The sequence below is a fragment of the Pseudomonas salomonii genome (assembly GCF_900107155.1).
Classification (GTDB): Bacteria; Pseudomonadota; Gammaproteobacteria; order Pseudomonadales; family Pseudomonadaceae; genus Aquipseudomonas; species Aquipseudomonas salomonii.
Genome location: NZ_FNOX01000009.1, coordinates 206,309 through 231,005 on the forward strand (window position 1 = coordinate 206,309; position 24,697 = coordinate 231,005).

Consider the following 24,697-nt stretch of genomic DNA (forward strand, 5'->3'; position numbering starts at 1 on the left):
CCAACACAACCGATCCCCTGTGGGAGCTGTCGAGCTTTAGCGAGGCTGCGAAAGCGGTGGGTCAGGCAACTTATGTGTCGCCAGTGCCGCCGCCTTCGCAGCCTCGCCGGCGCCGAAGGCTGTGCGCAGTGTTTGAACAACCTGTTCCACGGTGGGACCTTGGATGGCCGGCGGCGTGGGGCTTTCGCCAAATTCGCGCCACACGAACAGCGTCAGCTCAGCCCCATCGGTCAGCCCTTGCTCCTTTGAGCCAAAACCTTGCAGCAGCCGATAGCGCTCATCCCGCCAAAAGGCCTGCTCCACCCAGTCATACACCGGGATGAAGTGAAAGTGCAGCGCGAAGCCCGGCATGTGTCCGTAGCGGCTGATGTACAGCCACTTCGGTCGCAGCTGCGTCTCCATCACCTGTTGGGTTTTGGCGAGCAGGCCACCCAACTCGGCCAACGCGGCCTCGGGCATAGCAGCCAGGGAGTCGATCGGCGCTTTGGCGCCCAGCATGAGGTAGCCCGGCAGCTTTGAGGTCAGATGATGGTTGAGCAACCAGTGTTCGGTTTCATGAAGGATGAAGGTAGGGTCGATCTGCATAAACACTGTCCTTGTGGGCAAGGCGGGCAGGGTAACAAGCCCTTCAGCCCTTGCGATACACCGCCCCCAACTCCCGCGCCAATCCAATAAAGTTCTGCAACGGCGCCGACGGATTAAACGTGCGCCGCACCAGGGTAATCGGCGCCAGCAGCTTGGGCCTGGCGTCTTTGATTCGGCAATACACCACGCTGTCACGGTGTACATCGCGCATCGACGCCGGCACCACGGAGATGCCTTCACCAGCCGCGACCAGGCTGACGTTGGTCAGCATGCGTTCCACTTCAAAGGCGATTTTGGGTTCGAAACCGGCGTTCTGGCAGGCGGTGATCAGGTTGGCGTACATGCCCGGCGCGCCGGGGCGGCGTACCAGGATAAAGCGTTCGTCCTTGAGTGCGGCAAGGGGGATGGCGCTGTCGGCGTTGGCCAGCAACGGATGGCCGGTGGGCAGGACCAGCAGCATTTCTTCGTTGAGCAGGCGGTGGAAGGCCAGGCTTGGATGGGTGCTGACCGGGGCGCGCAGGATGCCGACGTCGATGCGTTTTTCGATGGCGTTTTCAGTCAATTCCCGGGCGCTGCCTTCATTGATCGAAAGCTCTACGGCCGGGTAGCGCTCGCGGTAGGCGCGGATGATGCGCGGGATCAGCGCGTGGGCGGCGGCCGAACTGGTGAAGCCGATGGCCAGGGTGCCCTCGATGCCCTGGGCCACACGGGAGGCCTTGAGCGCGCCATGCTCGACGCGGGCCAGAATGGCTTGCGCTTCTTCAAGAAACACCCGGCCACCGGCCGTCAGGTCCACGCCCTTGGGGTGGCGCTTGAACAGGTCGAACCCCAGTTCCTGTTCCAGGGCGCGAATCTGCTGGCTCAGGGGCGGTTGTTGCATGTTCAGGCGTGCGGCGGCGCGGGTGAAATGTCGTTCTTCGGCCACCCTAATGAAATAGCGTAAATGGCGAAGTTCCATGGTGGCCTATCCCGTGACAAGACGCAGTGGTGGGTGGCCGCACGCGGCCCGGCCGTCAATATGCCCAAAGCCCGCGACCACCACAATCGGTTCAGCGCTTGCTGTCGGCCAGCTTATCGAAGGCCTGGTCGAGATGGGTTTCGGCGCTTTTGAGCTTTTCACGCCGCTCCTTGAGCCACTGCTGATCAGCCTGCAGCGTCTTGCGCGCCTCCACCAGCATGCGCTTGACCTCTTGCGGCTGCGGGCCGCCGGTGCCCTTGCGGGTCTGGACCATGTTGGTCGGCGACAGCGCCGCTCTAAAACCGGCCTCATCCAGCGGCAGGGTAGTGGGCGTCCATTTGTACTTGTCCGCCGCCTGGCTATACAGCTTCTGCGCGTCGGCGTAGGCGAAGGTCTTCGGCGTGGTGCCGTTGCTGCGCGCTTGGGTGACGATCAACGAGGCAAAGCTGTGGCCGATGCGGAACGGCACTTTGTACTGGCGCTCCAGCGTGTCGGCCAGCTCCATCGAGGTGGTCCATTCCGACTCCAGTTCTTCGAGCGCGCGCTGCGGGTTGATCTGCAGCGCGTCGAGCACCGCGTCGAGGCTGTGGAACATTTCCTGGGTCGAGCGGAACACGCCCAGCGAGTCGAAGGCGAACTTGTAGTCGGTCATGCCGGTGGTGACGTTGTGAGCGCGCAAGGTCACGGCCTGGGCCAGGCCGACCACGTCCGAGGCACTCTCACGCGCGCGCATCAGCAAGCCCGGGTTGCGTTTTTGCGGCATGGCGCTGCTGGTGTAGGTGGCTTCTTCATCGAGCAGCAACCAGGGGCGGATCTGATGGTACTGGGTGTGGATATCGCCAATCATTGCGCCCACACGGATGGCGGACGATGACGCCATATTGGCCGCTTCGATGGGGATGTCATAGGTCGAGACCTGGCTGGAATCCAGCGAGTTCTCGCGCACGCCATCAAAGCCCAGCAGCTCAGCCAGACGCTCGCGGTTCAGCGGGTACGCCGAGTTCGCCAGCACGGCGGTGCCCATCGGGCTCTGGTTCAAGCGTGTGTACAGCTCGCGGATGCGCTGGCCGTCGCGGTCGAAAGCGGCTTCAAACGCCAGCAGGTAATGCGCATAGCTGATGGGCATGGCCTGCACGCCGTTGGTGTAGGCGGGCACCAGGGTGTCGACGTTTTTGTCGGCAATGTTCAGCAGGCGCTGGCGTGTGGCGTTGAGCGCTTCGCTGTAGGCCAGCACCTGGCTGCGCAGGGCGGCCAGGCGGTAGGTGGCAAGCATGTCCTGGCGGCTGCGGCCGGAGTGGATCAACGAGGCTTCGGGACCGATCTTGTCGGTCATGATTTTTTCCAGTTGCAGTACATCACTGGGGCGCGTGCCGCCGGGCTGGTCGGCCTGGGCAATGGCGTAGCGCACACCGCCGGCGATCTCCTGGCCCATCTCGGGTTTGACGATGCCTTCTTCGGTGAGCATCACGATCGAGGCTTTGTTGATGCGGTTGAGCCAGGCGAACTGGGTCTGGGTGGGGTCGCCCTTGGCTTTGTGCTCGGTTTGCGAGCTGTCGGGCGTGGCGCCGACCCTGGCCGCCTGGGCCGCGCATTGTTCGGTGGTGGTGCAGGGCAGTTCGCCGGTGTTGGCGGCATAGGCGTTGAGGCTGTTAAACAGGGCAAGGGTCACGGCGAGGGAAAGCAGGCTTTTCAGCGCACGTTGGGGGGATATGTTGTTCACGCAGACACCTGATTTATTGTTGGCGTTATGGGCCGTCGTTGCGGCGCAATCAGGCTAGCGGGTGTGCGGGTAGATTGAAAATATATAGAAAGTGTTGACGGCAGAGGTTTTGGATATGGCTGATGGTGCTTGCCAGATCAAGGTCAAAAGCAGATTTGTGCGCGCCGCGAACTGCTTTCTGTGGGAGCTGGCTTGCCTGCGATGGCATCAACGCGGTCTACCTGACACACCGAGGTGTTTGCATCGCAGGCGAGCCAGCGCCCACCTTCATCAGCGGTTTTCAGTGCATCTTGCTGTGGTCCATGTCACCCATGTCGGTCAGCGCGCGGGCCGGGGCATCTACTTCAATCGTCTGCTTCTCGCCCTTGGCGTTTTCCACGGTCAGGGTCAGCGGCACCACGTCGCCTTGCTTGATCTGGCCGGTGAGGCCCATGAGCATCACGTGGTAGCCCTCCGGGTCGAGCTTGACCGCTTTGCCGGCAGGCAGGGTCACCGAATCCACCGGGCCCATGCGCATCACGTCGTCCTTCATGCTCATCTCATGAATCTGCACGTCCTTGGCCGCAGGCGACTTCACGCTCAGCAATTTGCTGTCGCTGTCGGCGGTGACGGTCATGAACGCGCCGCTGGAGGTCTGGCCCGCCACGGTTGCGCGTACCCATGCATCGCTGACCTGTACCTGAGCGCTGGCGTGCGCCGCGAGGCCCAGCAGGGTGAGGCCGAATGTCAGGCGCTTGAGGGTTTGAACGGCAGTCATTAGCAGACCTCCATGACGGTGAGCAGGTCTTCTGCGCACTCTTTAGCGGTAAGGGATGCCGACAGGCCCAGGCGCAGGTTGCCACGGGTGTCGAACACGAAACTGGTGGAGGTGTGGGACAGGGTGTAGGTGTCCCCGGCCGGGATCTTTTCATAAAAGATTCCGAACTCCTTGGCGGCCACGGCGATTTCTTCCGGGGTGCCGTACAGCGCTTCAAAGCTGGGGTCGAAGGCCTTGACGTAGCGGTCGAGCAATTCGGGGGTGTCGCGCTCGGGGTCGAGGGTGATAAACACCACCTGCATGATCTTGCCATCGCGGCCCATCAGCTTCTTGGCCTGGGCGGCGCGGGCCAGGGTGGTGGGGCACACGGCCGGGCATTGGGTGAAGCCGAAGAACACCACCGGCATCAGGCCACGGTACGAGCTCAGGGTGACGGTTTCGCCGTCGGTGTTCTTGAGCTTGAAGGTGCGGCCCATGATCTTGTCACTGAGGTCCTTGCCGTACTTGAAGTTCAGCTTGGGGCTGTAGTCACAGCCGCCCAGCAGGCTGCCCAGGCCCAGCAGGCCCATACCGGTCAGCACTTTGCGGCGGGTGAATAACGTACTCATCAACTGTGCATCCTGTGAAACGCCTGCATTGCTCTGGATCGACAGTTCAGGCTTTGAAAAGGAGTAATGATGCGGGCGCACAGTCTACCAACCCCGGCCAGCCCACGTAATCTGCGACGTTCTGCCACAGGGGCGCGCGGCGCTTCATCCTTTTGCGGCTTCGGTGGTAGAGTCGCCGCCATGAAATTGAGCCACCCCGACCGTTCGCTGATCGCCTGGGCCCTGTACTTCTGCGTGCTGATGAACCTGTTCGTCTGCGGTTTGGGGCATGGGCAGATGATGGGCCAGCAGCTCAATGGTATCGGCGGGGCGTTCTGTTCAGTGGACGGCAGCCAGGCGCCGCTTTCCGACAAAGGGTTGGGAAACACGGCCTCCAGCAACATCTCGAACTACTTTGCCTGCCCGGTGTGCGCGGCCGTGACCGTGGCCATCGTGTTCATGATCGGCCTGGCCTGGCTGCTTGGCCTTGGGCAAACCCCGCGCCCGGCCCATGAACGGCGCAGCAAAGCCCCTCCACGCTATTCCTGGCCCTCGGCCAACCCTCGCGCTTCCCCCACTTTCTGACGTGTGCCTTGGGCTTCCTGTGATCAGGAGGCGTTCTATCGTCACGACTGTGAGTGCGTTTCATGAACCCACCATTGCCAGCAGGCGCCAGCCGCCTGGTCAGCAAGGCATCCCGGCGTTTGCACGCCGAACCCTCGCGCCCTGAATACCCCAGCAATTCGCGCTGCTTCGTGCACCTGGATGCACGTCTGTTGCCGTATTGGCACACCTTGTTCGATATCTGCCCCGCGCTGCTCAAGCTCGACCCGCCGGAGGGCCTGAACCTGTTTCGCAGCTTCATGACCTGGGCCTATCGCAACCAGGTCGCCCAGGATTGGACCTACCACCTGAATGTGTGCCGCTGGCTGTTGGCGTCTTCCTATCGGGCGCGCATCGATGAGGAACCGATCGAGGCCTTTATGGCGGCTGCGGCGGCACGTTGGATCAGTGCCGATGAAAGCCAGGCACAGGGCGTGGTCCTGGCCTGGCGAAACGCAAGGGTGTTCGACTGGAAGGGCGACGCCTTGACGGGCATTGAGCATCAGGTACTGCCGGACCCGGCAGGCGACTTTGCCTGGTGCCCGCTGGCCAAAAACGGTTTCAGCGGCTGGTTGCCGGTGCCTTGAGGTTCTGGCGAATCCATGGCGTGACACTGTGGCTCCAGGACGATCACCATCACTGTGGCGAGCAGATTTGCCCTGAGCAGCAGCCCCCGCTCTTTATCAACGGTCTTTTTTGGGGGCTTTTTTCTGGGTTTTCTTCCCGCCTTGCTGCTGAGTTGACGAGCCGCTGGAGGAAGTTTTTTCCTTCGGCGGCGTTTGAGCTTTTTTGTTGCTGTCCGACGGGGTGCTGGGGTAGGTGCCCGGAGGCAGGGCCGAGCCGGGTATGGCATCGCCAAAGGCTGCGTAGGCGGGTGCTGCCAAGCATCCAGCCAGGCAAATGACTAACACGATCTTGCAGGAAATACCGGTCTTCATGACGAGAATCCTTTTCCATGCTTCACCTGTCACAAGCGTCCCTTGCTCTGAATCCAAAGGGAGGCATTAATTGGGAGTGCAGGGGATCTGGCAAAGTTTGGATTTTTTTCGCCGCCACGACGAAAGGCCCCGCACCGATAATTTTAATGAACCCTCACGCCGATCCCTTGACCTAATACATACGACCTCAGGAGGTGATGCATGCAAATAGACTATATCTGGATCGTGCTGGCGGTGATTTTGCTGGTGTTGGAACTGTGGGCGATCAACATCGTGTTGCGCAGCACCGGCGGCTGGGAGACCAAGGGGTTGTGGTTGATCATTCTGATTTTTGTGCCGCTGTTCGGGCTGATTGCCTGGGCCATGGTCGGGCCAAAACGTGAGATGGCCCAGCACCGTAAATAAATAGCACCGTAAACACTGAACACAAGCCACACAGCAAACAGGCGCCCATGGGCGCCTGTTTGCGTTCAAGCCTGCCCGTTAACCTGCGACCGCCTTGGCAATCGCCTCGTTGAATGCCGGCAAGTCATCCGGTGTGCGCGAGGTGATCAAGGTCCAGCCATTGGCCTTGCACTCTTTGACTTGGGCATCGACCACACCTGCGGCGCCTGCGTTTTCAAGGTCGATGCGCACGCTTTTATACGCGGTAAGGGTCTTGCCCTTGATCACGCCGGCATCGATCAGTGCCCATGGCCCGTGGCAGATCGCTGCGACGGTTTTGCCGGCTTTGGCGAAGTCGCTGATCAACTTCAGCGCAGCCGCGTCCTGGCGCAGGGTGTCGGCATTCACGGTACCGCCGGGAATCACCAGCGCGTCGAAGTCGCTGCTCAGCACCTGCGACAGCTTGACCTCCGATTCCACGGTCTGGTCCTTCTCGGTGTCGCCGACGAACGTCTGCACGGTGCCGCCTTTGCTGGATCCGTGTGTCACCGTCGCGCCATAGCCACGCAGTGCTTGCAGAGGCTTGAGCAGCTCGTCGCGCTCGATGCCGGTGTTGGAGGTGATGATGAGGATGTTCTTGCCGTTGAGTTGTGAGCTCATGGTCGAGTCTCTCCTGCTGGATGGATTAATCATGCTGTGTGGGAGAGTGGATCGAGCGTGGGCGGCAAAGGTTTAAATTAATTTGGAGTTTTTTCGTGGGTGGTTTTCGATAAAGCCCGGCCTGCAAAAATCCTGAACTATCCAAAAGCACCGGCCTCTGCTGCATAGGTGCCTGCTGCTTTTTGCGGGCGTTCAATAGCCAGGAGATTGACCATGACCGACCCCAAGACTGTCGACAAAACCCCGGAACCCATCAGCTCCGAAGACGCCCAGAAAGGCCGCCAACAACCTGCCAAGGGGCAGACGCTGGAACAACCAAACCCGAAGACCAAAAGCGTGGACAAGGTGCTCACGCCCACCTCGATCAAGGACACCGAACGCCAGACTGACGCCATCAACGAGCAGGCCGCCAAGGCCGAGCGCAAGCTGGGCCACTGAGCATGGCCCGGTCGATCACGGCGGCTGAACTGGGTATTGAACTGGCGCCCGATGATGACGCCAGCCTGTTCAAATGGTTTATCGCCAGCTTCCTGATGGGCAAGCGTATTCAGGCGCCCATTGCGGCGCAGGCTTACAAGGTGATCGTGGAGGAGGAGGGCCGCGACACTGCACGCAAGTTGCAACACTGCACGTCGCGTGAACTGGTTTCGATGCTCGGGCGGGCCCATTACGTGCGTTACGACGAAAGCACGGCGCAGCGTCTGCTCGACCTCAGCGCCAAGTTGAATGCCGAGTACGCGGGCAAGATCAGCCATATCCGCAGCGCCAGCCCTGACCGCAAGGCATTCGAAAAACGCCTGGCCGAATTCGACGGCGTGGGCCCCAAGACCGTTGAAATCTTCATGCGTGACGCGGCCAAGGTCTTGTTTTGATGGCGCCGCTCTACGTGGGCTGTGCCGGCTGGAGTTTGCCGCGCGCACACTGGCCGGATTTTGCGGGTGAGGGCACGCATTTACAGCGCTATGCATCGCGTTTCAACGCGGTGGAAATCAACAGCTCCTTTTATCGGCCGCACCAGCCCAACACCTACAAGCGCTGGGCGCAGTCGGTGCCGCCGCAGTTTCGGTTTTCGCTCAAGGCGCCCAAGCTCATCACCCATGAACTGCGCTTGCAGCACTGCGAGACGGCACTGGATGAGTTCCTTGAACAGTGCTTGCACTTGGGCGAAAAACTCGGCTGCCTGCTGATTCAATTGCCGCCTTCGCTGCGTTATGAACCCAGCGTGGCGTTGGATTTTTTCAGCGCATTGCGCCAGCGTTTTGCCGGTGCCGTGGTGCTTGAACCACGGCACGCCAGTTGGCTTGAGGCGCAGGCATTGCTGGTGGACCTGCAGATAGGCCGCGTGACCGCCGACCCCGCGGTGCTCGATGCCGGCGCAGGTTGGCAGGGCGTGCAGTACTGGCGCCTGCATGGCTCGCCGCGTATCTACCACAGTGCCTATGGCCCGCAACGGGTGCAGGCGCTGGCTGAACAGCTGCGTCAATGTGCCGAATCAGGCATTCCTGCCTGGTGCATCTTCGACAACACCGCCAGCGGCCACGCCGTGACCGATGGCTTGTTGCTACTCGACCTCTACCCGCAGCACTTCCAAGCCTAATTGCTCATACGCCTCGACACTCGGCACATGCCATTCGGTAATCAGCGTATGAATGCGGTTACACGGCGCCACCACAAAGGGTTCCACCGCGCCGAGCTTGTCCGCCATAGTCACGGCCACTACGTGGGAGGCGCTGTCGAGCAGGGCTTGCTTGACCGCCACTTCATCGAAATGCAGCGAGCTGATGCCCACTTGCGGGTGCAGCGCGCAGACGCCGGTAAACAGCAAATCGGCCTTGATGCTCTGGATCATGCGCACGGCGTCCTGGCCGCTGGTGGACAGGGTGGCGGGGTTGAGTTGGCCGCCGGCGAGGATCACTTTGACTTCGGGATGATCGGCCAAGGCGATGGCGATCATTGGCGACGGCGTGACCACGGTCAGGCGGATCGAGCGCGGCAAGGACTGGGCGATCTGCAGCGTGGTCGAGCCGGAATCGAACAGTACGATCTGGCCGTCTTGCACCCGGTCGGCAGCCAGTCGGGCAAGGTGACGCTTGATCTCGTTGGTTTCGCCGACGCGGGTGAAAAAATCCTTGCCGGTGTCTTTGGGCCGGGGCAGGGCGCCGCCGTGCACGCGTTGCAGCAGCCCGGCGGCGGCGAGTTCGCCGAGGTCGCGGCGGATGGTGTCCTGGGACACGGCAAAGTGTTCGACCAATTCCGATGCAGTGACTTTGCCGTCACGTTCCAGCAACAACAGGATTTTCTGTTTGCGCAACGAGGGCAGGTCAATAGCTTGATGGGTGTTATGCATGTTTGTGCGTCTTTTTGCGGTTTTGTGCGAGATTAGTCGCCCGCCGCTGCAAACGCAATGGCTGGCTGCCAGGCCGATGGGCGGTTAATCTCCAGGCTCAGTTCAGGGAGAGGTGACCTAGATGCCGTTGATCACAACCATCGAAGATTTACGCAAGCTCGCGCAAAAACGTGTCCCACGGATGTTCTACGATTACGCCGACTCCGGCTCCTGGACTGAAAGCACCTACCGGGCCAATCAAAGCGATTTCGCCCGCATCCAGTTTCGCCAGCGGGTGGCGCGCAATATCGATGAGCGTTCAATCCGCGCCACCATGATCGGCCAGGACATGGCCATGCCCGTGGCCCTGGCGCCCACCGGGCTGGCGGGCATGCAGCACGCCGACGGCGAGATCCTCACCGCCCGCGCCGCCGCCGCTTTCGGCCTGCGTTATACCTTGTCGACCATGAGCATTTGTTCGCTGGAAGACATTGCCGCCCACGTCGGCAAACCGTTCTGGTTCCAGTTGTATGTGATGCGTGATCGCGCGTTTATGCAGCAGTTGATCGAGCGCGCCAAGGCTGCCGGTGTGGACGCGCTGGTGCTGACCCTGGATTTGCAGATTCTTGGCCAGCGCCACAAGGACTTGATCAACGGCTTGTCGGCGCCGCCCAAGCTGACCGTGCCGAATATCCTCAATATGCTGACCAAGCCGCGTTGGGTAGCAGGCATGCTTGGCACCAAGCGCCATGGCTTCGGCAATATCGTCGGGCATGTCAAAGGTGTGGCCGATATCACCTCGCTGTCATCCTGGATCGGCCAGCAATTCGACCCGCGCTTGAGCTGGGACGATGTGGAGTGGATCAAAAAAAGCTGGGGCGGCAAGCTGATTATCAAGGGCATCCTGGATGTGGAAGATGCGCGGCTGGCCGCCAATTGCGGTGCGGATGCGTTAGTGGTGAGCAACCACGGTGGCCGCCAGCTTGATGGCGCACCGTCGAGCATCAGCCAATTGGCGGCGATTGCAGAGGCTGTGGGCGAGCAGATTGAAGTGTGGCTCGATGGCGGCATTCGCTCCGGCCAGGACGTGCTCAAGGCCGTGGCTCTCGGCGCCAAAGGCACCATGATCGGCCGCGCGCATTTGTATGGGTTGGGCGCGCTGGGTGAAGACGGTGTGACCAAGGCCCTTGACATCATCGCCCGCGAGTTGGATGTGTCGATGGCACTGTGTGGCTATAACGATATACGCGATGTGAATCGCGAGATTTTGCTGCCGGGTAGCTTTCCCACAGGGGTTTGCTGAGCAAAAAAATCGTAAAAAAGTAAAAAGAGTTGTCCACGAAAACCGTGGGTATCTCTGTGGATAACTTTGCGAAGGCCCGGCAGGGTTGGCGATTTAACCTTCGGTTAATATTTGATCAGAATTGGTTTTGGGCCAGTATGAGCAGGGTTGGCGCTTGACAGCCAAGCGCGAACCCAGTGCCGAAAAGTGCGGTTACGACTCGCCGTCTCGACCTGTGGAGTGCTTGGCTATTGTTGCTGGCGTTGTTGCTGGCATCTTCGCCTGCAGCAGTTTTTCCAATGCCTGGCCATAACTGCGACCCGCCAGGCTCATGCTGTTGTTATGGGTGGCGCCAGGTACGAGTAACAACCGCTTGGGTTCCTGGGCGGCTTCAAACAACTGCTGGCTGAAGCGCGGTGGCACGTACTGGTCGGCCAGGCCGTGCACCACCAGCAACGGCATGTGCACGTCGGCAATCTTGTCGATGGAATCGAATTTCTGCGACAGCAGCCAACGCACCGGCAACGAGGTATTGGCCACGGCGGTGGCTGCATCCCCCAGGGAAGTAAAGGTGGACTCGATCACCAGCCCGCGCACCGGCACAGGCGTTTGCCTGCTCAGCTCAGCGGCGAGGTCGATAGCCACGGCGCCGCCCAGCGAATGCCCATAGAGCAGGCGTTTGGCGGGGTCAGGCTGCAATATCTGGAAACGTTCCCAGGCAATGCGCGCGTCCTCATACACACTGGTTTCTGACGGCAAATCACCATGGCTTTGGCCAAACCCACGATAGTCGATGGCCAGCACCGAGAAGCCCAGCGCGTGCAGCTGTTCAATGCGAAACAACTGCCCGGTGAGGTTCCAGCGCACGCCGTGCAGGTAGAGGATGGCCGGCGCGTCTTTGTTGGCGGCCGGGTACCACCAGCCGTGCAGGTTCTGCCCCGATTTAAAACTGGGCGGCTTGATATCGAATTCCTGCACCGCCTTGGGCAGGCCGGTGTACCAGCCGGCGGTGCCCGGCTCGATGCGAAACACCAGTTCGCGCTCCTTGTGTTGCAGCACGGCGCACCCCACCGGCAGGCCGACAATCAGGATGGCCATGCACAGCAGGGGAAACCAGCGCAGGCCCAGGCGGGACAGAAAACGAGCGGACATGAAGGTTCCAGAACAAAGGCGAAGCAGGCGTTTTACCAGATGGCGTGGGCAGGCAGGCATTAATTCGACGGCCGTAGACGGGGATTGCTTGCAAAGTGTTGCAGCCTTGAACAACCCGCGTTCGAGTTGTTAGGGTGGACGGCCGAACAGGAGAACATGCAAATGGATTTCACCGGCAAAACGGCAATCATCACCGGCGGCGCGCGCGGGCTGGGCCTCAGTTATGCACGAGCGCTGGCCCAAGGCGGCGCGCAGGTGGTGATCAGCGATATCGGCGCCGACAAGCTGGGCGCCGGCACCGATGCGTCGGTGGTGCACGCGGCGGCCGCAGCCTTGCAGGCCGAAGGGCTGGCGGTACTCGGGCATGGCGGTGACCTGTCTACGGACGAGGCCTGCCGACAACTGATCAGCTTCACCCTCGAGGCTTACGGCCAGCTCGATATCCTGATCCATAATGCCGGTTGGGTCGGTTACCAGAACATCGCCGACCTTGACGCCGGCTTCCTTCAGCGTGCCATGGACATCAACCTCTACGCGCCGCTCTGGCTGTGCAAGCACGCCTGGCCGCACCTGCTGCGCTCGGCGGCGCCGCGCATCATCCTGACTACCTCCGACCGCGCCATGTACGTGCAATACGAGCAAACCGGGCTGGTGGCCTACAGCGCCGGCAAGATGGCGCAATTGGGCATCATGAACGCACTGAGCCATGAAGGCGCCGAGGCCGGCATCAAGGTCAACGCGATCTCGCCGGTGGCCAAGACGCGCATGTGGGGCGTGACCGACGAACCGGATGAACTCAAGCCTGAGTGGGTGACGCCGGGCGTGGTGTTCCTGGCCTCTGGGCAGTGCCAGGACACCGGCTATATCCTGCGTGCCAGCAATGGTCAATTCACCGCCACGCGCTTTACGGAAAACCCCGGAGTGGAGTACCCGCGTAATCTTGCGCGCATCAAGGCGGCCAGTGCGCAAGAAGTCGCCGCCGCGTGGTTGCGCATCAAGCAGCCGCCTCTGTAAGCGGGCCGCTTGACGCTGACATTGCTGGCGCGACATGCTCCCGGCTTCTATGAGCAAAGGCCCGACCATGGACAACAGCCCTATTCGCATCACCGCCGAAGAAACCCTTTCAGACAGCTGGTACAACTTGAAAAAGTACAGCTTCGACCTGCGCCGCCAGGATGGCAGCTGGCAGGCTCAGACCCGTGAGGTGTATGACCGGGGTAATGGCGCGACCATCCTGTTGTACAACCGTGAGCAGCGCACGGTGCTGTTGATCCGGCAGTTTCGCATGCCTACGTTTGTCAACGATTACCCTGGCTACTTGATCGAAACGGCTGCCGGGTTGCTGGACAATGCCAGTCCTGAAGAACGTATTCGTCTGGAGGCTGAGGAAGAGACCGGGTATCGCGTGGGTCATGTGGAAAAAATCTATGCGGCGTTTATGAGTCCAGGGTCGGTGACAGAGCGGATTCACTTTTTTATCGGTGAGTATTCGCGGGCGGATCAGATTGGTAAGGGGGGCGGGCTAGCGGAGGAGGGCGAGGATATCGAAGTGTTGGAGCTGGGGTTTGAGCGGGCGCTGGCGATGGTGCAGAGTGGGGAGATTGTTGATGGCAAGACCATCATGCTGTTGCAGCATCTGGAGTTGCGGATGCTTAAAGATGGCTGGTAATTGAGTGGGGTGATTGAGTACATCGCCCACCACTCGGTGCCTCGCCTAGGCTCGGCATGCCAGAACGAAGGCTTGAATCCGTGGGCCGCCGCGATGGGCCATCCCTGGCCCAGCGCGGCTAACCCGGCGTCCTGCCGGGTTGCCCACGGATTCAAGCCTGCGTTCGGCCATCGTGGTTGACGGGGCGATTCTCAGATCAAAAGCAGATCAAGATCAAAAGCAGAGCACGGCGGCCTGAAAGCCGACCTGAGTGGTTGAAGCAAGAGCCGGATCACGTGCAAATCCAAAGCGTATCTACCTGATGCAACACGGTCTAAATGTGGGAGCGGGCTTGCTCGCGAAAGCGGTGGGTCAGTCAATTTATCTGTCACTGACCCACCGCATTCGCGAGCAAGCCCGCTCCCACCTTTGACCGAGTATTGCTCTGCTGTTGCTGTTGCTCCGGCGCCGGCCCTTACATCCTTAATGGATAGGTATCCAATCCAACCCTCCCGACTACCGGCTATTGTCAGAAATTTCTCACAAGAGTACAAATGTACTCCATGACAACCCTGACCCCCCGCCGCACCGCCATCCTGACCTTTATCCGCGACCGCATCGCGCAACAAGGCCAGCCTCCAAGCCTCGCCGAGATCGCCGAGGCGTTCGGTTTTGCCTCGCGCAGCGTCGCACGCAAACATGTGGTGGCCTTGACCGAAGCCGGCTTTATCGAGGTCAACCCCAACCAGGCCCGTGGCATCCGCCTGCTCAACCAGCCGGCGCGCCCTGAGTGGCTGGACGTGCCGGTACTCGGCCGTGTCGCCGCCGGTCTGCCCATCGGCGCCGATGCCGAAGTGCACAACCGTCTGCAACTCGACCCTGCCACTTTCGCCAAAACCCCGGATTACCTGCTGCGTGTTCAGGGCGATTCGATGATCGAAGACGGCATCCTCGACGGTGATCTGGTGGGCGTACGCCGCAGCGTCGAAGCCTTGAACGGGCAGATTGTGGTGGCGCGCCTGGACGGCGAAGTCACCATCAAACGCTTTGAGCGCCACGGCGAGCAGGTGCGCCTGCTGCCGCGCAACCCCGCGTATCAACCGATTGTGGTCGGGCCGGATCAGGACCTGGCCATCGAAGGGGTGTTCTGCGGCCTGGTGAGGCAAGGTTGATGGGCGCCGTCGTTGCTCTGGACACGCTGTTCAATGGCGGCCGCGTCTGGAAAGGCCGGCCCGCCGCGCCACCCGCCAGCGTGCACCCCACTGGGCTGGCGGCGCTGGACGCGGTGTTGCCCACGGGCGGTTGGCCGGAGTCGGCGCTGAGTGAAATCCTGATGGCGAAGGAGGGCGTTGGTGAGCTGCAATTGGTGTTGCCCACCCTGGCCCGCTTATCAACGGCGGGCGAGCGCATTGTGCTGGTGGCGCCGCCTTACACGCCGTACCCCCACGCCTGGCAGAATGCCGGGGTGGATCTGCGTCAGCTTTCGGTGATCCAGGCCGAGGCGCATGACGTGTTGTGGGCGGTGGAGCAGTGCCTGCGCTCCGGCAGTTGCGGCGCGGTGTTGTGTTGGCCGCGCAAGGCCGATGACCGTGCCTTGCGGCGCTTGCAGGTGGCGGCCGAGACCGGCCAGACCCTGGCGTTTGCCTGGCGCGCTTTGAGCGAGGCGGTCAATTCATCGCCCGCCGCCTTGCGCCTGGCCGTCGAGGCAAAACCTGCGCAAGTGCGGGTGCTCAAGTGCCGGGGCGGTTTGGCCCACCCGGCGCCGATTGCCCTGGCGGGGCACTGAGGTTGCCATGCGCTGGGTGTGTATTGTCTTCCCGCAATTGGCGCTGGACGGGGTGCAGCGTGTGCACCCCGAGCCGGACCAACCCTTGGTACTGCTGGCCGGCACGCCGCAGCGTCGCGTGCTGCAAACCGTCAATGCCGCTGCCCGGGCTTTGGGGCTGCGGCCTGGTCAATCGCTGACGGCCGCGCATGCCCTGGCCAAGACCTTTGCCAGCGCCGAATACGACCCCGCCGAAATCGAGCGCTGGCAGCAGTTCCTCGCCGCCTGGGCCTACCGTTTCAGCTCCCAGGTCAGCGTGTATTACCCGCGTGCGTTGCTGTTTGAGATCGAGTCAAGCCTGGGCCTGTTCGGGCCGTGGCCGCAGTTCGAGGCGCGCTTGCGCCAGGAGTTGAGCGAATTGGGCTTTCGCCATCGTATCGTCGCCGCGCCCAACCCGGCGGCGGCGCGGGTGCTGGCGAATATTTACGATGGTTTGGCGATCGGCGAGGACGCCCTGCAGCAGGCCCTGGCGCCACTGCCCATCGACCGCGCCGGCCTTGACCCGCAGGCGGCCACGGCCTTGTCGCGTATGGGCTTGCGCACTTTGGCCCAAGTGCAGGCGTTGCCTCGGCATACGCTGGCGCGGCGCTTTGACGCCGGCTTGCTCAAGCACCTGGATGCCCTGAGCGGGCAGCGCCCACTGGCCCTGGCGTTTTACCAGCCGCCGGATCAGTTCGACGTGCGCATCGAGCTGAATTTCGACGTGCAGTCACACCAGGCGTTGCTGTTCCCGTTACGGCGCCTGACCGGTGATTTGTCCGCCTTTCTCTGCGGGCGCGACAGTGGCGTGCAGCGCTTCGACTTGCACCTGGAACACGCCCAGGCGCCCGACAGCGTGATCAAGGTCGGCCTGCTCAGCGCCGAGCGTGAACCGTCGATGCTGTTCGAACTGGCCCGTGGCCGCCTGGAGCAGGTGCAAGTCACCTCACCGGTGCGCGGTTTTCGCCTGGTGGCCCAGGACCTGCCGGTGTTTGTGCCGCAACGCCAGGACCTGTTCGACGATCGCCCGCAACAAACCTTGCCTTGGGAGCAACTGCGCGAACGCCTGCGCGCACGGCTGGGCGATGAGGCCGTCCAAAGCCTGCGCTTTCACGCCGACCACCGCCCCGAATGTGCCTGGCAGGCGAGCGCCGACAGCCGTGCGTGCCCGACCTTGCACAAGGTGCAGCGCCCCGGCTGGTTGCTGACTGAACCGACCTTGCTGGCCGAGCAGGGCGTGCAGATCCTGATGGGCCCGGAACGTATTGAATCCGGCTGGTGGGACGGCGCCGATATCCGCCGCGACTATTACCTGATCCGCACCCGTGCCGGCCAGCAAGGCTGGGCCTATCGCCATGTAGGGCAAAACGACGGGCTGTGGCTGCAAGGCTGGTTCGCATGAGCTATGCCGAGCTGCATTGCCTGTCCAATTTCAGTTTCCAGCGCGGCGCGTCCAGTGCGCTGGAGCTGTTCGAACGTGCCAAGCGCCAAGGCTACAGCGCCCTGGCGATCACCGACGAATGCACCTTGGCGGGCATCGTGCGGGCCTGGCAGGCGGCGAAGGCGGTGGATTTGCCGCTGATTATCGGCAGCGAGATGCGCATCGAAAACGGCCCGAAACTGGTATTGCTGGTCGAAGACCTCAGCGGCTATCAACACCTGTGCCGGCTGATTACCCTGGCTCGCCGCCGCGCCGAAAAAGGCCGTTACCGCCTGCTGCACGCCGACTTCGAACAACCGATGCCCGGCCTGCTGGCGCTGTGGGTGGCCGAAGACAGCGACACCCAGGCCACCCTCCAATGGCTGCAACACACCTTCGCCGAACGCCTGTGGCTGGCGGTGCACCTGCACTGCGGCCAGGACGATGCGCGCCATTTGCAGCAGCGCCTGGCCCTGGCCGCCAGCCTGCAGATCCCGGCGGTGGCTTGCGGCGATGTGCACATGCACGCCCGGGGTCGCCGCGCCTTGCAAGACACCATGACCGCGATCCGTCATCACGTGCCGGTGGCCGAAGCCGGCACGCGCCTGCACCCCAATGGCGAGCGGCATTTGCGCAGCCTCGAGGCGTTGGCCGCGCTGTACCCGCAAGCGCTGCGTGATGAAACGCTGGCCATCGCGAAACGTTGCACCTTTGACCTCAGCCAGTTGCGCTACCACTACCCACGCGAGCTGGTGCCCGCAGGCCATGATGCCCAATCCTGGCTGCGCGCGGTGACTGAAGAAGGCATTGCTCAACGCTGGCCCCACGGTGTCGACGCCAAGACCTTGCAGCAGATCAACAAGGAGCTGGTGCTGATCAGCGAGCTGGGCTACGAAAGCTACTTTTTGACGGTGCATGACATCGTGCGCTTTGCCCGCAGCCGTTCGATCCTGTGCCAAGGCCGGGGTTCGGCGGCCAACTCGGCGGTGTGTTTTGCCTTGGGCATCACCGAAATCGACCCGAGCCTGACGAGCATGCTGTTCGAGCGTTTCCTGTCCAGGGAGCGCAATGAACCGCCGGATATCGACGTGGACTTCGAACATGAACGCCGTGAAGAGGTGCTGCAGTACGTATTCCAGCGCTACGGCCGCACCCGCGCGGCCTTGACGGCAGTGGTCAGCAGTTATCACGCGTCCGGCGCGGTGCGTGATGTGGCCAAGGCCCTCGGTTTGCCGCCGGACCAGATCAACGCGCTGGCCGACTGTTGCGGGCGCTGGAGTGAAGATGCGCCGCCGCTTGCGCGCCTGCGCGAAGGCGGCTTCGACCCGCAAAGCCCGATCCTGCGGCGTGTGCTGACATTGACTCAACAACTGATCGGCTTCCCCCGGCACTTGTCCCAGCACCCTGGCGGCTTTGTGATTTCCGAATACCCGCTGGACACCCTGGTGCCGGTGGAAAATGCCGCCATGGCCGAGCGCACCATTATCCAGTGGGACAAGGACGACCTCGACGCCGTGGGCCTGCTCAAGGTGGATATCCTCGCGCTGGGCATGCTCAGCGCGATCCGCCGCTGCTTCGACTTGCTGCGCCGCCATCGCGATCGCGATATGTCTCTGGCAGGCATACCCAAGGAAGACCCGGCCACCTACGCAATGATCAGCAAGGCTGACACCATCGGCGTGTTCCAGATCGAGTCGCGGGCACAGATGTCGATGCTGCCCAGGCTCAAACCGAAGAATTTCTACGACCTGGTGATCGAGGTGGCGATTGTGCGGCCTGGGCCGATCCAGGGCGGCATGGTGCATCCGTACCTGCGGCGCCGGAATAACGAAGAGCCCACCACTTATCCGTCACCTCAACTCAAAGCCGTCCTTGAACGTACTTTGGGTATACCGCTGTTCCAGGAACAGGTGATGCAGATCGCCATGGTCGCCGCCGACTATGGCCCCGGCGAAGCCGACCAGTTGCGCCGCTCCATGGCCGCGTGGAAACGCCATGGCGGCCTCGAACCGCATCAGCAGCGCCTGCGCACCGGCATGCTCAAGAACGGCTACAGCGAGGAATTTGCTGCGCAGATCTTCGAGCAGATCAAAGGCTTTGGCAGCTATGGTTTCCCCGAGTCCCATGCGGCCAGTTTTGCCTTGCTGACCTACGCCAGTTGCTGGCTCAAGTGCCATGAGCCGGCGGCGTTCGCCTGCGCCTTGATCAACAGCTGGCCCATGGGTTTCTACAGCCCGGATCAGATCCTGCAGGATGCGCGGCGCCACCGCTTGCAGATCCGCCCGGTGGACGTGCTGGCCAGTGACTGGGATTGCAGCCTGGAGCCTGTCGACGGCCAGCAACCGGCAATTCGCATGGGCTTGCGCATGATCTCGGGTTTTCGTGAGGAGGATGGGCGGCGTATCGAGGCGGCGCGCCAGCGTCGGGTATTCAGCGACATTGCCGACCTGGACGAGCGTGCCGGGCTGGATGCGCGGGCCCAGGCGTTGCTGGCGGATGCCGGGGCCTTGCGTGCGTTGGCGGGCAACCGGCACAGGGCACGCTGGGAAGTGGCAGGCGTGCATAAACAGTTGGGCTTGTTCGCGGGCCTGCCGAGCCCCGAAGAAGCGGCGGTGCAATTGCCGGCGCCGACGGTTGGCGAAGACTTGCAGGCTGATTACGCCACGGTTGGCACCACCCTGGGCCCGCACCCGCTGGCGTTGCTGCGTGATGAGTTGCGTAGACGCCGCTGCCGCAGCTCTTTGGAGCTGATGACGGTGGAGCATGGGCGCAATGTCAGTGTGGCTGGTCTGGTGACCGGGCGTCAGCGCCCTGGCACCGCCAGTGGCGTGACCTTTGTGACGTTGGAGGATGAATTCGGCAACCTTAATGTGGTGGTGTGGCGCGACCTGGCAGAACGCCAGCGCCCAGCATTAGTGGGGTCGCGGTTGCTCAAAGTCGACGGGCGCTGGGAGGCGGTGGGTGAGGTGCGGCACCTGATTGCCGGGCGTCTCACCGACCTGACGCCACTGCTGGAAGGCATCCCTGTGCGCAGCCGGGATTTTCATTGAAGGCAGTGGTTTTTGCCGCCATTACCTCCTAACTTATAACAAGTGAAACCATCCGCCGCTGGCGCGCTCCAAAACGTTGCAAATACCCTCTCTTTGCACAGAGCCAACCGATGCAATTTTTATCCAACCCTTATGGCTGTGAAGGCTGGTCCGGTGAAATGGCCCAGCGTATCCGTGCCTTCGATTGGTCGACGACCGACCTGGGGCCGATCGACACCTGGAGCGCCAGCCTGGCCTGCAACGTGCAGATGATGCTGGCCTCGCCCGTGCCGATGGTGATGCTGTGGGGGCGGTCGGGCTATATGATCTACAACGACAGCTATTCGGTGTTTGCCGGCGGCCGGCACCCGTATTTGCTCGGCACGCCGGTGGAGCTGGGCTGGCCGGAAGTGGCCGAGTTCAATCGCCACGTGGTCGACACCTGCCTGGCGGGCGGCACCTTGACGTTTAACAACAAAGACCTGGTGTTGTTGCGTAATGGCAAGCCGGAAACCGTCTGGCTGGACCTCTATTACAGCCCCGTCGCCGGGGATAACCAACAGCCGGCCGGGGTGTTGGCGATTGTGGTGGAAACCACCGAGCATGTGCATTCCGAGCGCCTGCGCCAGGAACTCACCCATAACCTGGAGCAACGCGTCGCCGCCGAAGTGCAAGCGCGTTCGGCCGCCGAAGACCAGTTGCGCCAATCCCAGAAGCTTGAAGCCATCGGCGGCCTGACCGGCGGCGTGGCCCATGACTTCAATAACCTGCTGCAAGTGATCGCCGGCAACCTGCACCTGCTGGCCCGCAACGAGCCGGACAACCCCCAGGTGCAGCGCCGGGTCACGGCGGCCATTGCGGCGGTGGAGCGCGGCGCCAAGCTGTCCTCGCAACTGTTGGCGTTTGCGCGTCGCCAGCCGTTGTCGCCGGCGGTGTACAACCCACAACGTATCTACGCCGGTTTAGGCGAACTGCTGCAACGGGCGTTGGGAGAGACCATTCATATCGATGTGCAACTGCCCCAGGACTCCTGGTGCATCAATGTCGACCGCAACCAATTGGAGAACGCGCTGCTCAACCTGGCGATCAATGCCCGTGATGCCATGCAAGGCGAGGGCGTGATTCGCATCAGTGGGGAAAACATCATCCTCAACCCGGGCGATTGCATCGGTAAAAGCATCAAGCCCGGTGAATACGTGCGTTTGGCGGTGACCGACACCGGTGTCGGCATGCCCCAGGAGGTGCTCAAGCGTGCGTTCGAGCCGTTCTTTACCACCAAGCGCGAAGGGCACGGCACCGGCCTGGGCTTGAGCATGGTGTTTGGTTTTGTGCGCCAAAGCGGCGGGCATGTGGACGTACGGAGCGAGGAGGGCAAAGGCTCGGTGGTGCAGATGTATTTCCCCCGCAGCCTGGAACCCGAATGTGGTGAGATAGACACCGAGCAGGCAACCCACAGCGGCGGCCAGGAAACCATCCTGGTGGTCGAGGACAACGAAGGCGTGCGCCTGACCGTGGTCGAGTTGCTGCAGCAATCGGGCTACACCGTACTGACCGCCGAAGACGGCGACCGGGCCATGCAGGCCCTGCAAAACGACGTGCGCCCGGACCTGATCTTTACCGACGTGGTGATGCCCGGCCGGGTCAAAAGCACCGACCTGGCCGACTGGGCCCGCGTGCAGCACCCGCCGGTGGCGGTACTGTTCACGTCCGGCCACACCCGCGACATTCTTTCCAGCACGCATTTGCTGAGCCCCGACATTCATCTGCTGAGCAAGCCCTACAGCCCCGAAGCCCTCACGCAACGGGTGCGCAGCGTGCTCACCGCCAGACAAGGTTGCCCATGACGTCACAGCGCGACATCCCCCCGATCACTGCCCAGCGCCCAGGCTTTGTGCGTGTGCGCGGCGCCCGCGAACACAACCTGCGTAACGTCGATGTGGACATTCCCCGGGATGCCCTGGTGGTGTTTACCGGCGTATCGGGTTCGGGCAAATCATCCCTGGCGTTTTCCACGGTGTATGCCGAGGCTCAGCGCCGCTATTTTGAATCGGTGGCGCCCTATGCGCGGCGCCTGATTGACCAGGTCGGCGTGCCCGATGTGGACGCTATCGAAGGCTTGCCACCGGCCGTGGCCCTGCAACAACAGCGCGGCACGCCAAGTGCACGCTCGTCGGTGGGCAGTGTCACCACCTTGTCGAGCCTGATCCGCATGCTGTATTCGCGTGCCGGCAGTTATCCGCCGGGGCAGGCGATGCTGTACGCCGAGGATTTTTCACCGAACCTGCCCCAGGGCGCTTGCCCGCACTGCCACGGTTTGGGCCGCGTGTATGAGGTGACCGAGGCGCTGATGGTGCCCGATCCGTCCTTGACCATTCGCCAGCGTGCGGTGGCGTCCTGGCCCTTGGCGTGGCAGGGGCAGAACCTGCGCGACATCCTTGTGACCCTGGGCTATGACGTGGACATCCCGTGGCGCGACCTGCCGAAAAAGCAGCGCGACTGGATTCTGTTTACCGAAGAAACCCCGACCGTGCCGGTGTACGCAGGCTTCACCCCGCAGCAGACCCGCGACGCGCTGAAACGCAAGCTGGAGCCCAGCTACCAGGGCACGTTCAGTGGCGCGCGGCGCTATATCCTGCACACCTTCAGCCACACCCAAAGCGCCTTGATGAAAAAGCGCGTGTCGCAGTTCATGCAGGGCAGCGCCTGCCCGGCGTGTGAGGGCAAGCGCTTGAACAAGGCGGCGCTGTCGGTGAAGTTTGCCGGGGTGGACATCGGCGCGCTGTCGCAGCTGTCGCTGGCGCAGTTGGCCGAGTTGCTGCGCCCGGTGGCGGCGGGGCAGGACACGATGAAACTGTCGGTGGAAAAACGCCTGGCGGCCCAGCGTATCGCCCAGGACTTGCTGGAGCGGGTCAGCACCCTCACCGAGTTGGGCCTGGGCTATCTGTCCCTGGAGCGCAGCACGCCCACATTATCGTCCGGGGAATTGCAGCGCCTGCGCCTGGCCACCCAACTGGGCTCGCAGCTGTTCGGCGTGATCTATGTGCTGGACGAGCCCTCGGCGGGCCTGCACCCGGCAGATGGCGAAGCATTGTTCACTGCGCTTGAACGCTTGAAAGCCGCTGGCAATTCGTTGTTTGTGGTGGAACATGACCTGGAAACCATGCGCCGCGCCGACTGGCTGATCGACGTGGGCCCGGCTGCCGGTGAGCACGGCGGGCAAGTGCTGTACAGCGGCCCGCCCGCCGGGTTGGCGGATGTGCAGGCGTCGCAGACGCGCGAGTATTTGTTCGCCGAGCGCCGCACTTGCAGCCGTACGCGACGTGAGCCGTCCGGCTGGCTGAAGCTTGAAGGCGTGACGCGTAATAACCTCAAGGACCTGAGCGTGGATTTCCCGCTGGGTTGCTTTACGGCGGTGACGGGTATTTCCGGTTCGGGCAAATCCAGCCTGGTCAGCCAGGCACTGTTGGAACTGGTGGGGACAGGGCTGGGACGTGTGCTGGAAAGCGACGAGGAACCGAGCCTTGAAGACGCTGCCCCGCAAAGCAGCGGCGGGCGGATCAGCAGCGGTTTGGAACAGATTCGACGTTTGGTGCAGGTGGACCAGAAGCCCATCGGCCGCACGCCGCGTTCCAACCTTGCGACTTACACCGGGTTGTTCGATAACGTGCGCAAATTGTTTGCGGCAACGCCGGCGGCCAGGAAGCGTCATCTCGATGCCGGGCAGTTCTCGTTCAACGTCGCCAAGGGCCGTTGCCCGCATTGCGAGGGGGAAGGGTTTGTCAGTGTCGAGTTGCTGTTTATGCCCAGTGTGTATGCGCCGTGTCCGACCTGTCATGGGGCGCGTTATAACCCTGAAACGTTGGCGATCAAGTGGCAAGGCTTGAGCATTGCCCAGGTGCTGGAGTTGACGGTGGAGCAGGCGGTCGAGGTGTTTGCCGAGCAGCCTGGGGTGTTGCGTTCGTTGCAAGTGTTGCGGGATATCGGTTTGGGGTATCTGCGTCTGGGGCAGCCGGCGACCGAGCTGTCCGGCGGTGAGGCGCAGCGGATCAAGTTGGCGACCGAGTTGCAACGTAATGCCAGAGGCGCGACGTTGTATGTGTTGGATGAGCCGACTACGGGTTTGCATCCTCGGGATGTGGACCGTTTGCTGAGTCAGCTTAATCATCTGGTGGATGCGGGGCACACGGTGGTCGTGGTGGAGCATGAGATGCGCGTGGTGGCCCAGGGGGACTGGGTGATTGATATTGGGCCGGGGGCGGGGGATTTGGGCGGGAAGGTGGTGGCTCGTGGTACGCCGCAGAAGGTGGCCAAGAGCAAGGCCAGTCGCACTGCACCGTTTTTGGCGCGGGAGTTGGTGTAAGTTTCAACGCCGATTAACTGTGGGAGCTGGCTTGCCTGTGATGGCGGTTTGTCGGTGTACATATCCGTTGCTGCGGTAACGGCGGCCTATGGTTCCGCTCTTACAGCGGGTCACTTTTGGCAAACGCCCGGAATGCCGGCCCAGCCAAAAGTAACCGAAAGGTCTGTGCCCCACCACTCGGTGCCCCGCCTGCGTTCGGCCATCGTGGTTAACGGGGCGCCTCAGATCAAAAGCAGAGCACGGCGGCCTGAAAGCCGACCTGAGTGGTTGAATCAAAAGCCAGATCAAGTGCAAAGCAACAGCCTATCTACCTGATGCAACGCGGTCTAAATGTGGGAGCGGGCTTGCTCGCGAATGCGGTGGGTCAGTCAATTCATCTGTCTCTGACACACCGCATTCGCGAGCAAGCCCGCTCCCACCTTTGACCGAGTATGGCTCTGCTGTTGCTGTTGCTGTTGCTGTTGCTGTTGCTGTTGCTGTTGCT

The 24,697-nt window shown here is 62.2% G+C and carries 24 protein-coding genes; 15 read left to right on the forward strand and 9 right to left on the reverse strand.

Features of this window, described 5'->3' with window-relative positions; all coding sequences use genetic code 11:
• Nucleotides 1–36 precede the first annotated feature (36 nt).
• From BLV67_RS21160 to BLV67_RS21180, 5 genes are all read right to left on the reverse strand, one after another.
• Nucleotides 37–585, reverse strand: a complete 549-nt coding sequence (locus BLV67_RS21160; RefSeq protein ID WP_244160740.1) for an HIT family protein — start codon at nucleotides 583–585, stop codon at nucleotides 37–39.
• Nucleotides 586–628: 43 nt separating this feature from the next.
• The gene (locus BLV67_RS21165) at nucleotides 629–1,543 is read right to left on the reverse strand and encodes a LysR family transcriptional regulator (protein ID WP_069788467.1); all 915 of its coding nucleotides are present in this window, start codon (nucleotides 1,541–1,543) and stop codon (nucleotides 629–631) included.
• 91 nt (nucleotides 1,544–1,634) lie between these two features.
• Nucleotides 1,635–3,263 (reverse strand): argininosuccinate lyase, encoded by a 1,629-nt coding sequence (locus BLV67_RS21170; RefSeq protein ID WP_244160742.1) that lies wholly within the window; start codon nucleotides 3,261–3,263, stop codon nucleotides 1,635–1,637.
• A gap of 280 nt (nucleotides 3,264–3,543) precedes the next feature.
• On the reverse strand, nucleotides 3,544–4,020 hold the full coding sequence (locus BLV67_RS21175; RefSeq protein WP_065929574.1) for a copper chaperone PCu(A)C: 477 nt from the start codon (nucleotides 4,018–4,020) through the stop codon (nucleotides 3,544–3,546).
• Nucleotides 4,020–4,628 (reverse strand): SCO family protein, encoded by a 609-nt coding sequence (locus tag BLV67_RS21180; protein WP_017134494.1) that lies wholly within the window; start codon nucleotides 4,626–4,628, stop codon nucleotides 4,020–4,022. The genes BLV67_RS21175 and BLV67_RS21180 overlap by 1 nt, the downstream gene beginning before the upstream one ends.
• A gap of 180 nt (nucleotides 4,629–4,808) precedes the next feature.
• Here BLV67_RS21180 and BLV67_RS21185 point away from each other — a divergent pair, with 180 nt between their 5' ends.
• Nucleotides 4,809–5,192: a DUF2946 domain-containing protein gene (locus BLV67_RS21185; RefSeq protein ID WP_069788466.1), complete on the forward strand. Its 384-nt coding sequence runs from the start codon at nucleotides 4,809–4,811 to the stop codon at nucleotides 5,190–5,192.
• A 62-nt stretch (nucleotides 5,193–5,254) separates the two neighbouring features.
• Entirely contained in the window at nucleotides 5,255–5,797 is a 543-nt protein-coding gene (locus tag BLV67_RS21190) for a putative natural product biosynthesis protein (protein ID WP_069788465.1), read from the forward strand.
• 96 nt (nucleotides 5,798–5,893) lie between these two features.
• Here the strand turns inward: BLV67_RS21190 and BLV67_RS21195 are convergent, their stop codons facing one another.
• Nucleotides 5,894–6,148 carry a hypothetical protein gene (locus BLV67_RS21195; protein ID WP_065929571.1) on the reverse strand — a complete coding sequence of 85 codons (255 nt, stop codon included), beginning with the start codon at nucleotides 6,146–6,148 and terminating at the stop codon, nucleotides 5,894–5,896.
• Nucleotides 6,149–6,349: 201 nt separating this feature from the next.
• Between BLV67_RS21195 and BLV67_RS21200 the strand changes: the two genes are divergently transcribed.
• Entirely contained in the window at nucleotides 6,350–6,553 is a 204-nt protein-coding gene (locus tag BLV67_RS21200) for a hypothetical protein (protein WP_069788464.1), read from the forward strand.
• A gap of 78 nt (nucleotides 6,554–6,631) precedes the next feature.
• On the opposite strand, the gene BLV67_RS21205 is transcribed toward BLV67_RS21200, so the two are convergent.
• Nucleotides 6,632–7,192 carry a type 1 glutamine amidotransferase domain-containing protein gene (locus BLV67_RS21205; protein ID WP_069788463.1) on the reverse strand — a complete coding sequence of 187 codons (561 nt, stop codon included), beginning with the start codon at nucleotides 7,190–7,192 and terminating at the stop codon, nucleotides 6,632–6,634.
• 213 nt (nucleotides 7,193–7,405) lie between these two features.
• On the opposite strand from BLV67_RS21205, the gene BLV67_RS21210 reads away from it, so the two are divergent.
• From BLV67_RS21210 to BLV67_RS21220, 3 genes are read left to right on the forward strand one after another with little or no spacing between them, the layout of a single operon-like run.
• Nucleotides 7,406–7,630, forward strand: coding sequence for a hypothetical protein (locus BLV67_RS21210; RefSeq protein WP_065929569.1), 225 nt, complete (start codon nucleotides 7,406–7,408; stop codon nucleotides 7,628–7,630).
• Nucleotides 7,631–7,632: 2 nt separating this feature from the next.
• Nucleotides 7,633–8,064 carry a DNA methylase gene (locus BLV67_RS21215; RefSeq protein WP_069788462.1) on the forward strand — a complete coding sequence of 144 codons (432 nt, stop codon included), beginning with the start codon at nucleotides 7,633–7,635 and terminating at the stop codon, nucleotides 8,062–8,064.
• Nucleotides 8,064–8,789, forward strand: a complete 726-nt coding sequence (locus BLV67_RS21220; RefSeq protein WP_069788461.1) for a DUF72 domain-containing protein — start codon at nucleotides 8,064–8,066, stop codon at nucleotides 8,787–8,789. The genes BLV67_RS21215 and BLV67_RS21220 overlap by 1 nt, the downstream gene beginning before the upstream one ends.
• Here the strand turns inward: BLV67_RS21220 and BLV67_RS21225 are convergent.
• Complete coding sequence (locus tag BLV67_RS21225; RefSeq protein ID WP_069788460.1) at nucleotides 8,754–9,539, reverse strand: DeoR/GlpR family DNA-binding transcription regulator; 786 nt, start codon at nucleotides 9,537–9,539, stop codon at nucleotides 8,754–8,756. The genes BLV67_RS21220 and BLV67_RS21225 overlap by 36 nt on opposite strands.
• A 121-nt stretch (nucleotides 9,540–9,660) precedes the next feature.
• Here BLV67_RS21225 and BLV67_RS21230 point away from each other — a divergent pair, with 121 nt between their 5' ends.
• Nucleotides 9,661–10,821 (forward strand): alpha-hydroxy acid oxidase, encoded by a 1,161-nt coding sequence (locus tag BLV67_RS21230; protein ID WP_065929565.1) that lies wholly within the window; start codon nucleotides 9,661–9,663, stop codon nucleotides 10,819–10,821.
• Nucleotides 10,822–11,013: 192 nt separating this feature from the next.
• Here BLV67_RS21230 and BLV67_RS21235 read toward each other — a convergent pair whose 3' ends face one another.
• Nucleotides 11,014–11,952, reverse strand: coding sequence for an alpha/beta hydrolase (locus BLV67_RS21235; RefSeq protein ID WP_069788459.1), 939 nt, complete (start codon nucleotides 11,950–11,952; stop codon nucleotides 11,014–11,016).
• Nucleotides 11,953–12,114: 162 nt separating this feature from the next.
• Between BLV67_RS21235 and BLV67_RS21240 the strand changes: the two genes are divergently transcribed.
• The 8 genes from BLV67_RS21240 (at nucleotide 12,115) to uvrA (ending at nucleotide 24,213) form a co-directional block, all read left to right on the forward strand.
• Entirely contained in the window at nucleotides 12,115–12,966 is an 852-nt protein-coding gene (locus BLV67_RS21240) for an SDR family NAD(P)-dependent oxidoreductase (RefSeq protein ID WP_065929563.1), read from the forward strand.
• A 67-nt stretch (nucleotides 12,967–13,033) separates the two neighbouring features.
• On the forward strand, nucleotides 13,034–13,621 hold the full coding sequence (locus BLV67_RS21245; RefSeq protein WP_069788477.1) for an NUDIX domain-containing protein: 588 nt from the start codon (nucleotides 13,034–13,036) through the stop codon (nucleotides 13,619–13,621).
• Between the two features lie 533 nt (nucleotides 13,622–14,154).
• Nucleotides 14,155–14,772: a transcriptional repressor LexA gene (gene lexA / locus BLV67_RS21250; protein ID WP_058422526.1), complete on the forward strand. Its 618-nt coding sequence runs from the start codon at nucleotides 14,155–14,157 to the stop codon at nucleotides 14,770–14,772.
• Nucleotides 14,772–15,386: a translesion DNA synthesis-associated protein ImuA gene (gene imuA, locus BLV67_RS21255; protein ID WP_069788458.1), complete on the forward strand. Its 615-nt coding sequence runs from the start codon at nucleotides 14,772–14,774 to the stop codon at nucleotides 15,384–15,386. Before lexA ends, imuA begins: the two co-directional genes overlap by 1 nt.
• A gap of 7 nt (nucleotides 15,387–15,393) precedes the next feature.
• Nucleotides 15,394–16,806 (forward strand): Y-family DNA polymerase, encoded by a 1,413-nt coding sequence (locus tag BLV67_RS21260; RefSeq protein ID WP_069788457.1) that lies wholly within the window; start codon nucleotides 15,394–15,396, stop codon nucleotides 16,804–16,806.
• Nucleotides 16,803–19,874 carry an error-prone DNA polymerase gene (locus BLV67_RS21265; RefSeq protein ID WP_069788456.1) on the forward strand — a complete coding sequence of 1,024 codons (3,072 nt, stop codon included), beginning with the start codon at nucleotides 16,803–16,805 and terminating at the stop codon, nucleotides 19,872–19,874. The genes BLV67_RS21260 and BLV67_RS21265 overlap by 4 nt, the downstream gene beginning before the upstream one ends.
• 110 nt (nucleotides 19,875–19,984) lie before the next feature.
• On the forward strand, nucleotides 19,985–21,697 hold the full coding sequence (locus BLV67_RS21270; RefSeq protein ID WP_069788455.1) for an ATP-binding protein: 1,713 nt from the start codon (nucleotides 19,985–19,987) through the stop codon (nucleotides 21,695–21,697).
• Nucleotides 21,694–24,213, forward strand: coding sequence for an excinuclease ABC subunit UvrA (gene uvrA / locus BLV67_RS21275; protein ID WP_069788454.1), 2,520 nt, complete (start codon nucleotides 21,694–21,696; stop codon nucleotides 24,211–24,213). The genes BLV67_RS21270 and uvrA overlap by 4 nt, the downstream gene beginning before the upstream one ends.
• Nucleotides 24,214–24,697: the final 484 nt, after the last annotated feature.